This is a genomic window from Roseovarius indicus (genome assembly GCF_008728195.1).
Lineage (GTDB): Bacteria > Pseudomonadota > Alphaproteobacteria > Rhodobacterales > Rhodobacteraceae > Roseovarius > Roseovarius indicus.
Window position 1 is genome coordinate 4026050 of the sequence record NZ_CP031598.1, and the last position, 12141, is coordinate 4038190.

At 66.8% G+C, this 12141-nt stretch carries 9 protein-coding genes; 3 read left to right on the forward strand and 6 right to left on the reverse strand.

The window, feature by feature from the left end; translation table 11 throughout:
- Window positions 1-8: 8 nt before the first annotated feature.
- Window positions 9-2210 (forward strand): 3-hydroxyacyl-CoA dehydrogenase NAD-binding domain-containing protein, encoded by a 2202-nt coding sequence (locus tag RIdsm_RS19480; protein WP_057818047.1) that lies wholly within the window; start codon window positions 9-11, stop codon window positions 2208-2210.
- Between the two features lie 79 nt (window positions 2211-2289).
- Here RIdsm_RS19480 and RIdsm_RS19485 read toward each other — a convergent pair whose 3' ends face one another.
- Both RIdsm_RS19485 and RIdsm_RS19490 read right to left on the reverse strand, forming a co-directional pair.
- Complete coding sequence (locus RIdsm_RS19485) at window positions 2290-2964, reverse strand: Hint domain-containing protein (protein ID WP_057818049.1); 675 nt, start codon at window positions 2962-2964, stop codon at window positions 2290-2292.
- Between the two features lie 174 nt (window positions 2965-3138).
- Window positions 3139-3786 carry a sulfotransferase family protein gene (locus RIdsm_RS19490; RefSeq protein WP_057818051.1) on the reverse strand — a complete coding sequence of 216 codons (648 nt, stop codon included), beginning with the start codon at window positions 3784-3786 and terminating at the stop codon, window positions 3139-3141.
- Between the two features lie 188 nt (window positions 3787-3974).
- Here RIdsm_RS19490 and RIdsm_RS19495 point away from each other — a divergent pair, with 188 nt between their 5' ends.
- Together RIdsm_RS19495 and RIdsm_RS19500 are read left to right on the forward strand one after the other, a co-directional pair.
- Window positions 3975-5612, forward strand: a complete 1638-nt coding sequence (locus RIdsm_RS19495) for an AMP-binding protein (RefSeq protein WP_057818053.1) — start codon at window positions 3975-3977, stop codon at window positions 5610-5612.
- Between the two features lie 411 nt (window positions 5613-6023).
- Window positions 6024-7049, forward strand: a complete 1026-nt coding sequence (locus RIdsm_RS19500) for a hypothetical protein (RefSeq protein WP_057818055.1) — start codon at window positions 6024-6026, stop codon at window positions 7047-7049.
- A gap of 544 nt (window positions 7050-7593) precedes the next feature.
- On the opposite strand, the gene RIdsm_RS30785 is transcribed toward RIdsm_RS19500, so the two are convergent.
- The 4 genes from RIdsm_RS30785 to RIdsm_RS19520 form a co-directional block, all read right to left on the reverse strand.
- Window positions 7594-8868 carry an SPOR domain-containing protein gene (locus RIdsm_RS30785; RefSeq protein WP_074940572.1) on the reverse strand — a complete coding sequence of 425 codons (1275 nt, stop codon included), beginning with the start codon at window positions 8866-8868 and terminating at the stop codon, window positions 7594-7596.
- Window positions 8869-8931: 63 nt separating this feature from the next.
- On the reverse strand, window positions 8932-9564 hold the full coding sequence (upp, locus tag RIdsm_RS19510) for a uracil phosphoribosyltransferase (RefSeq protein ID WP_057818059.1): 633 nt from the start codon (window positions 9562-9564) through the stop codon (window positions 8932-8934).
- A gap of 74 nt (window positions 9565-9638) precedes the next feature.
- Window positions 9639-10835, reverse strand: coding sequence for a phosphopentomutase (locus RIdsm_RS19515; protein ID WP_057818061.1), 1197 nt, complete (start codon window positions 10833-10835; stop codon window positions 9639-9641).
- Window positions 10835-12139 (reverse strand): thymidine phosphorylase, encoded by a 1305-nt coding sequence (locus tag RIdsm_RS19520; protein ID WP_057818063.1) that lies wholly within the window; start codon window positions 12137-12139, stop codon window positions 10835-10837. The genes RIdsm_RS19515 and RIdsm_RS19520 overlap by 1 nt, the downstream gene beginning before the upstream one ends.
- Window positions 12140-12141: the final 2 nt, after the last annotated feature.

Genomic DNA, 12141 nt, shown 5'->3' on the forward strand with positions numbered 1-12141 from the left:
CAGACCAAATGACTGATTTCACGATGGAAAAAGGCGCCGATGGCGTCGCCGTCATCACCTGGGACACCGAAGGCAAGTCCATGAACGTGATGACCATGGAAGCCTGGCCCGTGCTCGACGGGCTGATCGACGACGCGCTGGCCGATGACGCGGTCAAGGGCATCGTCATCACCTCGGGCAAGGACGGCACCTTTGCCGGCGGCATGGACCTCAACGTCATCTCGAAAATGAAGGACATGGCGGGCGACGAGCCGGCCAAGGGCCTCTTCGAGGGGCTGATGAACATGCACGGGATCCTGCGCAAGATCGAGCGCGCGGGGATGGACGACAAGAACAAGGGCGGCAAGCCCATCGCCGCCGCCCTCCCCGGCACGGCGCTCGGTATCGGCCTCGAAATCCCGCTTGCCTGCCACCGCATCTTCGCCGCCGACAACCCAAAGGCCAAGATCGGCCTGCCGGAGATCATGGTCGGCATCTTCCCCGGTGCGGGCGGCACCACGCGGCTGGTGCGGAAGCTGGGCGCGATGGCGGCGAGCCCGCTGTTGTTGCAGGGCAAGCTGAACGACCCCAAGAAAGCCAAATCCGCCGGCGTCGTCGACGAGGTCGTGGCCCCGGAGGAACTGCTCGACAAGGCCAAGGAATGGGTCCTCTCCGAGCCGCAGATCGTCAAGCCGTGGGACGAGAAGGGCTACAAAATGCCCGGCGGCGCCCCCTACCACCCGGCGGGCTTCATGACCTTCGTCGGCGCCTCGGCCATGGTGAACAAGGAAACGCAAGGCGCCTTCCCCGCCGCCAAGGCCCTCCTCTCCGCCGTCTATGAAGGCGCGCTCGTGCCCTTCGACACCGCTCTGAAGATCGAGGCGCGCTGGTTCACCAATGTCCTGATGAACCCGTCCTCCTCGGCCATGATCCGCTCGCTCTTCGTCAACAAGGAAGCGCTGGAAAAAGGCGCCAACCGCCCCGACGTGCCGGATCAGAAGGTCAAGAAGGTCGGCGTGCTCGGCGCCGGCATGATGGGCGCGGGCATCACCCTCGTCTCGGCCATGGCCGGCATGCAGGTCGTGCTGATCGACCAGAAACAGGAAGCGGCCGACAAGGGCAAATCCTACACCGCCGACTACATGGACAAGGGCATCAAGCGCGGCAAGGCGACCGAAGAGAAGAAGACCGCCGCCCTCGACCTCATCACCGCCACCACCGATTACGCGGCGCTCGACGGCTGCGACCTGATCATCGAGGCGGTGTTCGAAGATCCGAAGGTGAAGGCCGAGGTCACCAAGCAGGCGCTGGCCAACGTGGGCGAGGATTGCATCTTCGCCACTAACACCTCGACCCTGCCGATCACCGAGCTGGCCAAGGCGTCGGACACCCCCGACCAGTTCATCGGCATCCACTTCTTCTCGCCCGTCGAAAAGATGATGCTGGTCGAGATCATCAAGGGGAAAGAGACCGGCCCCCGTGCCGTGGCCAAGGCGCTCGACTATGTCCGCCAGATCCGCAAGACCCCGATCGCGGTGAACGATGCGCGCTTCTTCTACTGCAACCGCTGCATCATCCCCTACATCAACGAGGGCATCCGCATGGTGGCCGAGGGCGTCGCCCCCGCGCTCATCGACAACGCGGCGCGCCAGCTGGGCTTCCCCGTGGGGCCGCTGCAACTCGTCGATGAAACCTCCATCGACCTCGGCGCCAAGATCGCCCGCGCCACCAAGGCGGCGATGGGCGACGACTACCCCGACGAGGCCGTCGACGAGGTCATCTTCTGGATGGAAGGCGAAGGGCGCCTGGGCCGCAAATCCAAGGCGGGCTTCTACGACTACGACGAGAAGGGCAAACGCCAGGGCTACTGGCCCGGTCTGGCCGAGAAATACCCCCGCGCCGCCGAACAGCCCGACCTCATCGAGGTGCAGCATCGCCTGATGTTCGCCCAGGTGCTCGAAGCGGTCCGCGCGCTGGAGGAAGGCGTGCTGGAAGACATCCGCGAAGGCGATGTCGGCGCCATCCTCGCCTGGGGCTTCGCCCCCTGGTCGGGCGGCCCGTTCTCGTGGCTCGACATCATCGGGGCGCCTTACGCCGCCGAGCGTTGCGACCAGCTGACCGAGAAATTCGGCCCCCGCTTCACCACCCCCGACCTGCTGCGCGAGCTGGCCGAGAAGAACCAGACCTTCTACGCCCGCTTCGGCACCGCGTCGGAAGACGAAGCCGCCTGATCCGTCAGGCCACCCGAGACAACGAAAAACCGCGCAAGGCCCTCGCCTTGCGCGGTTTCTCTTGTCCGGCCCGAGAAACTCAGGCCGGCAGGCCCGCCATGCAACCCTCGGTCTCGGCTCCGGCGGCCTCCGCCGCCTCGGCCTCGATCCGTGTGGCAAGGAAACGCGCCTCGTCCAGTGGCAGGATCGCGTAAAGCGGATCCTGCGGCGCGTCCCAGACCGCCGTGACCATGTCGCGCGAGGACGGGCACAGGAACAGCAAGCCGTTCCGTGCAAACACCACCTGCTCGGTTGCAAAATGCAGGCGGACGACCTCGAAGCCATCCTGCGGGGGCACCCGGCGGCTCTCGGTCAACTCGTCCATCGCTTCGGCGGGAATGAGGGAGAACGGATCTCCGTAAAGGTCTTCGGCGGTATCGCTCTCCACCATGATCGTCTGTTGCGGCAGAAGGTGCATCACCTCGCGGTTGCCCAGCGCCCCTTCCGACACCTCGATCGGCCAGAAACATTCGGGGCACGGGCCCGCCTCCTGCCAGAACGGGTGCCGCGTCACCTGCGTCACCGCCTGCAGCCCGGCATCGAAGGTCAGAACCCTGTCGCCCGCAACCACCGCCTCCACCGGGCGCCAGCCCATCGCCGTGGCGACCGACGTGCCCGACACGAGGCCCGACATGACCGGCCCGGCCTCCTCTGTCCGCGGGGCGGTCGCCCCGGCCGTGCTTTCCTGATTGAGCGCAGTGATGCTTCCGAACATGTGCTTCTTCCAATCATGGTGCCGGTGGTTCGCCGGCTGCGGTGTCATGGTTAATGATCGGGCCACACCTGAGGCGCTCGTTTGCCGGAAATGGGGCGGAAATGAGGCATTGTCCCATCAGGCGCGACAATCGCCCGGCAACATGATCACAAGAACTTAAACAGAAACGATATTTCAGGAAAACGCGTAGCCGAACCGCGCGATATCCTCGCCACAGAGCTCTTCCACCAGCGCCGAATCAGCCGCCGAATAATACTCCTGGTACGCCTCGCCCCGCTCCGACGCATTGAAATGCGGCAACGCCAGCCGGAACCCGAGATGCGCCCACAAAGGCGCGGCATCCGCCTCGAACGCCTCCAGCCGGATGAACCGGTCACACCGCTCCCCGCCCTCCGGCACCTGCACGTAGCTCCCGTATGGGTTGGCCTTCAGGCTCGCCCGCGTCTGCGGATGGTTCAGGAACGCGCTGAACTCCAGCGCCTTCGCCAGCCCCACCGCCGGATGATCGAACGCCTGCCCCCGCAGCCAGTGATAATAGCTCACCACCCGGTCCCACGGGTTCCGGACCAGCGTCACGACAAAAGCCTCCGCGATGAACGCCCGGCTCACCAGCCCGTCGATATCCCGCAAGGTCGAGTGCTTCCAAAGCCGCCCGGCCGAGGCCACGCCCTTCACCCGCCCCCGCCGCTTCCTTGCCTTCGGCGTATCCCCGATCAACAGGTCATCCTTCATCGCCCGCCCCTCCAGCGCCAGCGCCAGAGAGGTGCCCCCGGTCTTGGGGATATGGACGAAGATGTAATTGCGCCCGGGCGAGATGATCATGCGCGATACGCTACCGAAGGCCGACCGACAGTGGAAGCCGAACGCTCCCCCGCCCGGCACAAAGCCGCGCCAACGGCGCGGCGCCGGGCAGCGCCCAAAGCCGGCTTCCCCAAACCAAACCCTTTGCTTTGCCGCCTCAAATCGGCAATATCCCTGGTCTGACACCTGCAGCGAAGGAGGAGCGCGCCATGGGATGGATGAAGGACGAAACCGGCCTCGAGAAGAACGCGGCGAACTTTGTGCCGCTCACACCGCTGTCGCACCTGCGCCGGGCCGCCCGTCTCTTCCCCGATGACGAGGCGCTCGTCTACAAGAGTTTCCGCAAGACCTATACCGAGTATTACGAGCGCTGCACCCGCCTCGCCTCGGCCCTGACCAAGCTGGGCGTCGAGCCGGGCGACGTCGTCGCCACCCTCCTGCCCAACATCCCCGCCCATGCCGAGGCGCATTTCGGCGTCCCGGCCTGCGGCGCCGTGCTCAACGCCATCAACACCCGGCTCGAATCCGACACCGTCTCCTACATCTTCGGCCATGGCGAGGCGAAGATCGCCCTCATCGACAGCGCCCTCATCCCCGTCGCCCTCGAAGCCATCGAGAAGATGGACGGCCCCGGCCCGAAGATCATCGAGGTCCCCGACCCTGTCGCCGGCATCCCCGCCAGCGGCGACCACATGACCTACGACGACCTCCTCGCCACCGGCGAACCCACCTTCGACTGGGTCATGCCGCAGGACGAATGGGAAAGCCTCGCGCTCAACTACACCTCCGGCACCACCGGCCGGCCCAAGGGCGTCGTCTACCACCACCGCGGCGCCTACCTCATGACCATGGGCACCGCCGTCAGCTGGCCCATCCCCCGCGGCGCCAAGTACCTCACCATCGTGCCGCTCTTCCATTGCAACAACTGGAACCACACCTGGGCCGCGCCCATGGTCGGCGGCACCGTCATCTGCTGCCGCGACATCACGGCGAAGAACATCTACGACGCCATCGCCGACGAAGGAGTCACCCATTTCGGCGCCGCGCCCATCGTGCTCAACACCATCGTCAATTCCAAACCCGCCGACCGGCGCGAGTTCGACCACATCGTCGAGGTCTTCACCGCCGGCGCCCCGCCCCCCGCCGCTACGCTGGCCGCGATCGAACCGCTGGGCTTCAACGTCACGCAGGTCTACGGCCTCACCGAAACCTACGGCCACGTCACCGAATGCGTCTGGCAAAACCGCTGGAACGACGAGCCCGACGAGGAACGCTACGCCATCAAGGCCCGCACCGGCGTGCTCATGCCGATGATGGAGGACATCACGGCGATGGAAGCCGAAAGCATGTCGCAAATCCCGATGGACGGCACGACCCAGGGCGAGATCATGATCCGCGGCAACTCGGTCATGAAAGGCTATCTCAAGAACCCCGAGGCCACCGGGGAATCCTTCCGCGGCGGCTATTTCCACTCCGGCGATATCGCCCTCCAGCACCCCGACGGCTACCTCCGCATCGCCGACCGCGCGAAAGACATCATCATCTCCGGCGGCGAGAACATCAGCTCGATCGAGGTCGAAGGCGTGCTGATGAAACACCCCGCCGTCCTCCTTTGCGCCGTCGTCGCCAAACCCGACGAGAAGTGGGGCGAAGTCCCCTGCGCCTTCGTCGAGGTCAAGGAAGACGCCACCGTCACCGAGGAAGACCTCATCGCCTTCACCCGCGAGCGGCTGGCCGGGTTCAAGACGCCCAAGAAGGTGATCTTCCGCGAACTGCCCAAAACCTCGACCGGCAAGATCCAGAAGTTTGAACTGCGGCAGGCGCTGAAGGAAGGGCTGGCGGAGTAGACCCGGCCCCTTCGGATCCCCGCCCGGAATAAAGTCGCGCCAAAGGTGCGCCATGGTTAGGCGGCACGCCTCTGGCGTGACGGGCACCGCCCGGCCGTTTCATCGCCCCGGCCCCTCCCACCGCCAGAGATCCCGGATCAAGCCCGGGACGCGGGGCATCCCGACACGCTGTTGCGCCCCACCCCACATCTTGCGCGTTGCGCACCGCGCGCCACATGAACCCGCACCCCCACGGACATCAATACCGACGCGATACCGACAAAATACCGACGTGATACCGACGTCGCATTCCCTTCAAATCCTCGCCGTTAACCATCGAATCACCGACACCGCCGATGTCAGCGGGCAATTGCCGCCCGCCATCCCCCCGTGCTAAGGTCTTCTGAAAAGGCAGAGCAGGCCCATAACGCCATGACGGCACTCAAGGAATACCAGCGGCTGGAAGCCTCGGGCCTGTGGCGCCCCACCCCCGATGCCCAGCGCACCGAGGTCATCGTCTCGATCGGCGATGCCACGCTGGTGATCAGCGACATGCAGGAACGCCCCCTGACCCACTGGTCGCTTGCCGCCGTCGAACGCGCCAACCCCGGAAAACGCCCCGCCATCTACCACCCCGATGGCGACCCGGGCGAAACCCTCGAACTCGCCGATGACGAGAAGGACATGATCGCCGCCATCGAAAAGCTCTGCACGGCGATCGAACGCCGCCGGCCCCATCCCGGCCGGCTGCGCCTCTTCATCTTCCTGGCGGTCCTCGCCGTGGTCGCGGCCGGCGCGGTCTTCTGGCTGCCACAGGCCGTGCGCCGGCATGCCGTCACCGTCGTGCCCCAGGTCAAGCGGGCCGAGATCGGCGCCGCCCTCTTCCGCCATATCCAGCAGGAAACCGGGCCGCCCTGTTCCACCCCCGAAGGCCGCGCCGCCCTCGATAACCTGGCCCGCCGCATCCCCGGGCCCAGGGGCCCCGGCCATCTCGAGGTCATGCGCGACGGCGTCGAGGGCACCGTCGACCTGCCCGGCTCCACCATCCTGATCGGCCGCCCGCTGGTCGAAAGCTACGACGAGCCCGATGTCGTCGCCGGCTACCTCGTCGCCGAACGGCTGCGGGCCCGCCAGACAGACCCGCTGGCCCAGCTGCTCGAGGCCAGCTCGGTCTGGGCCAGCTTCCGCCTTCTCACCACCGGCGAGATGGATGAGGGCACGCTGAAGGCCTATGCCGAGACGCTGCTCACCCGGCCCGACATGCCGCTCGACACCGAAACCCTGCTCGAGGGGTTCACCTCATGGTCGGTCCGCGCCACGCCCTATGCCTATGCGCGCGACAAGACCGGCGAGACGACCGTCGGCCTGATCGAGGCCGACCCCTTCGCCGCCGAAGCCCCGCCCGCCCTGCTGAGCGATTCCGACTGGCTCAGGCTGCAGGCGATCTGCGGCGGCTAGACCGAAGCCGCGGCCACGGTATCCGCGCGGAATGCAACCCGCCGCCAAAGCCCCCAGCCCTTTGCATCCCTTGGTGTAAACGAAAGGTTTTCAAGCGAGAAGCGCAGTGTCCGTTCCGAGCCCATTGCGGACATATCCGTGAAGCGCCTGCGCGGAATCAAGGGCGAAGCCCGCCGCGCATCGACGGGCCGTCCCGACGGCACGGCGATTTGGCGGTTGGAGCGCCACGTACGAAGGATGGATGTACTTGGCGGGTATAAAGCGGCAGCTGACAACGTTGGTTCGCCGCACCACGGCCCGTCGATGCGCGGCTTTTCACCGTCGGAACGCAATGACCACTGAGTCTCGCCGAGCCGACTGTCAAAGCAGAAGGCTCCCGAAGATCTCTTCGGAAGACGTCCCTGGACATACCGTCAAGCTCACAAGAAGTTCCTCCTCGACTTGCAACACGAAACGCAAAGGGATGGCCCGAGCCCTCATGGTCTCGACAAAAAAGGCGGCACCGTCTCCGGTACCGCCTTCCGATCTCTCAAAGACGTGGCGCTTACTTCCGCAGGCTCGCCTGCGAGAAGCCCATGCCGCGCACCCGCGCCAGGCCGCTGTCGAGCTGACCTTGCGTCTCGAACGGGCCGGCCATGACCAGCGTGTAGGTCTTGCCCTTGTGGGTCACCTTGCCCATCCGCGCCGGCAGGCCGGAATTGGCCAGCTTCTGCGCCGTCCGCTTGGCGTGGTCGGGGTCGCTGAAGTTGCCCAGTTCCACGTAGCGATGGCTCGCCGCGCGCGTCTCGACCTTGGGCGTCGCGGCGACGGTCGTCGCCGGTTTCGGCGCGGCCTTCGGCGTCTGCCCCCGGGTCGACACCGCTACCTTCGGCTTGGCCTGCTGCTGGGCAAAACTCATCGCCACCGGGTACTGGTACTGCACGGCGACATCCGCCTGCGTCACCACCGGCCCCACCTTCGGCTCGATCAGGCGGCGCGGCGTGGTCTTGGTCCAGCGCTGCTCCATCTGCGCCTTGCCGGCAAAGGTCTGATGCGCCCGGCGGGTGTTCAGCCGGTCATCCTCCCATACCGAGACATAACCCTCGGGCACATAGACCCCCTCGGTGCTGGCCTTCTGGTTGGCGTAGACATGTTTGGGCGCCACCCGCGTCGCGCCGGCATAGGTGCCGCCGGTGCGATAGGTCGCCGACACGTTCCCCGGCACGGCGCCCGGCTGATAGATCGTGGCATTGGCACTCGCCGTCGCCCGCTCGGTCACGTGCGGCGCGCTCTGCGGTCCGCAGCGGATCGTGTAGCGGGTCGTCGAGTTGATGTATTGCTGCGACATCGGGCTCATGTTGGCACAGTTCGAATCGACCACCCGCCGCGGCTTGGCCGCAGGCTTGGGCGCGGTCGCCACAACCGGCGCCGTGGCCGGCTTGGGCGCCACCGGCTGCGGCGGCGGGGCCGAGCGGTAGAGCGTCGTCGTCGTGCTCGCCGGGGCGGGCTTGCGCGCCGGCTGGGCCTTGGCCGCGGGGGCCGGTTGCGTCACCGGGGCGGTTGCCCGCGGCGCCTGCGCCGCAGCAATCTGTGTTCCCGACAACGTCGGTTGCATCCCGCAGACCTGTTGTCGTCCGCGCGTGACCCGTGGCACCCAGTTCACCGCGCCGTCAACGCCGGCCCGGATGAACACGCATCCGGTGCTGTCGACATATTGACGACCCGTGTAAGAGGCCGGCGGAAATTCCGCCGGAACCGATTTCTTGATCTGCGCCTGGGCGATGCCAGACCCGCAGGACACGACGATGGCAGCCGTCGCCAGCACACTTGCTAATCTCATATTACCCCCAGAGTAACTGGGTTGAGATTGCCTTACAAAACCGTGTTAGTAAACATCTTTCCCTTATTGCGTGCCGAACATGCGGTCGCCCGCATCCCCGAGCCCCGGCAGAATATACCCGTGCTCGTTCAGCCGCTCGTCCAGCGCGGCGGTCACGATCGGCACGTCCGGATGCGCCTCCTTCATCCGTGCAACCCCTTCCGGAGCGGCCAAAAGGCAAAGGAATCGGATGTCTTTGGCCCCGGCCTGCTTCACCAGGTCCACCGCGGCGGCCGAGGAATTGCCGGTCGCCAGCATCGGATCGACGACGATCGAAAGCCGCTCGCCCAGAAGTTCCGGCACCTTGAAATAATATTGAACGGGTTGCAGCGTTTCCTCATCGCGGTACAGCCCGACGAATCCGACCCTGGCCGAGGGAATCAGTTCCAGCATTCCGTCCAGCAGCCCGTTCCCGGCCCGCAGGATCGAGATCAGCGCCAGCTTGCGCCCGTCCAGCACCGGCGCGTCCATCTCCTCCAGCGGCGTCTCGATCCGCCGCGTCGTCATCGGCAGCTCATGCGTCACCTCGTAGGCCAGAAGCTGGCTGATCTCGCGCAGCAACTGCCGGAAGACAGCGGTCGAGGTGGTCTTCTCCCGCATCAGGGTCAGCTTGTGCTGCACAAGCGGGTGCGTCACGACGGTCAGGTGCTCTTTCATCTCCGGTCCCTCTCTGGCTGTCTGCGGGGCCTTTTCCCGCAATCTCGGCCCAAGGGCAACGCCAGATGCCGCCGTCAGGCCTTCGCCGGGGTCAGAAAACTCTGCCCCGGGCCGCACTCCTCCAGCCCCAGGTAGGTCGCCACGCTCGCCGCCACGTCGACGAACGCCACCTGCCCAAGCTCGCCCTTGCCCCGGCCCGCCACCATAACGGGCACCCGCTCGCGGGTGTGGTCCGTCCCGGCCCAGGTCGGGTCATTGCCATGATCGGCGGTGATCAGCATCACGTCGCCATCCCGCAGGGTCGGCAGCAGCGCCCCGATCTCCCCGTCGAACCATTCCAGCGCGGCGGCATAGCCGTCCACATCCCGCCGATGGCCGTAAAGCGCGTCGAACTCCACGAAATTGGCAAAGGTCAGGCTCCCCTCTTCCGCTTTCTCCAGCGCGCCTGCCAGATGCCCCATCAGCTCGGCATCCGTCCCGCGCACCACGTCGTCGATCCCCTGCATCGAGAAGATGTCGCCGATCTTGCCGATCGCATGCACCCGGCCCCCGGCATCCTTCACCCAGTCGCACAGCGTCCGCCCCGGCGGCGCCATCGCATAATCATGCCGGTTGCCCGTCCGCCGGAACCCCGTCTCCGCATTGCCCACGAAGGGCCGGGAAATCACCCGCCCCACTCGCATCTCGTGCAGCATCGGCGCGACCGCCTCGCACAGCGCCTGCAACCGCGCCAGCCCGAAATGCTCTTCATGCGCGGCGATCTGGAACACGCTGTCGGCCGAGGTATAGCAGATGGGCCAGCCCGTCCGCACATGCTCGGCGCCCAGCTCTTCCATGATCACGGTGCCCGACCCATGGCGATTACCCAGGATCCCTTCGGTGCCCGCCGCGCGCATCACTGCCGCGGTCACCTCCTCGGGAAAGGCCGGCTCCTCATCCGGGAAGTAATGCCAGTCGAACGGCACCGGCAGCCCCGCCAACTCCCAATGCCCCGAGGTCGTATCCTTCCCCTTCGACACCTCGCTCGCCGCGCCCCAAAGGCCCTGCGGCGCGGCCCCCAGCCCCGGCGCCATCGTGCCCGAGGCCAGCTCCACCGCCGCCCCCAGCCCCAGCGCATCCAGCGCGGGCATCTTCAGCCCCGACCTGGCCTGCGCGATATGGGCGACCGTGTTGGCCCCCGTATCCGGCGCGCCGGCGTTGAAGAAATCGCCCGCATCCGCCGCCCCGCCGATGCCGACGGAATCCATCACGATCAGGAACACCCGCGCCATCAGCCGACCCTCTCATGCACCAGCGGCGGCACCTCCGGCGCGCTCGCGCCGATGGTGATCGCCCGGCGCAGCATCGCCTCCGCCCGATCGGCATGTTCGGCCCGCGCGGCATGGATGCGCAGCACGGGCTGCCCCTCCGCCACCTCCGCGCCCAGCGGCAGGATATCCGACAGCCCCACGCTCGGCTCGATCACGTCGCTTTCCACCTGCCGCCCGCCGCCCAGCTCGATCACGGCAAGGCCCATCGTCTCGCCATCCATCGCGGCGATGTAGCCCGCCTGGTCTGCCTTGAACTCCCGGATCACAGTCGCCTCCGGCAAGAACCACGCCCAGCGCTCGACAAAGCCCAGCGGCCCGCCCATCGCGCCCACCATCTTCCCGAACCGCTCGGCCGCGCGTCCATCGGCCAGCACGGCGCGTATCTTCGCCTCGCCCGCCTCGGCATCCGTCGCCAGCCCAGCACCGGCCAGCGCCATGCCGCCCAGCACGGCGGTCAGCCGCCCCAGCGGCCCCTCCTCCTGCCCGGTCAGCACCCGCATCGCACAGGCCACTTCCAGCCCGTTGCCCAGCGCCGGGGCCAGCGGCTGGTTCATGTCGGAAATCACCGCGCTCGTCTGGCACCCGGCGGCGTTCGAGGTCTCCACCAGCGCCTCTGCCAGCGCGCGGCCGTCCTCTTTACGCTTCATAAAGGCGCCTGTGCCACACTTCACGTCAAGCACAAGGCCATCCAGCCCGGCGGCCAGCTTCTTCGACAGGATCGACGCGGTGATCAGGTCGAGACTTTCCACCGTCGCGGTCACGTCGCGGATGGCGTAAAGCCGGCGGTCCGCCGGGGCCACCTGCCCCGTCGCGCTGACAATCGCGCACCCCGCGGCGTTAACGATTTGGTAAAGTTGTGCCTCGCTCAGATCGGTGCGCAGCCCCGGTATCGCCTCCAGCTTGTCGAGCGTCCCGCCGGTATGGCCCAGCCCCCGGCCCGAGATCATCGGCACATAGCCCCCGCAAGCCGCCAGCGCCGGCGCCAATACCAGGCTCACGCAATCGCCCACCCCGCCGGTCGAGTGCTTGTCGATCACCGGCCCATCAAGCGCCCATTTCAACGTATCGCCACTGTCCCGCATCGCCAGCGTCAGCGCCGTCCGTTCCTCCGGCCTCAACCCCTTCAACAGCACCGCCATCGCAAACGCCCCGGCCTGCGCGTCGCTCACATGCCCGCTCGCCAAACCGTTGGCGAACCACGCCATCTCCTCCGCCGAGGCGCCCCGCCCGTCGCGCAGGGCCGCAATGATCGCACGTGCATCCAAGG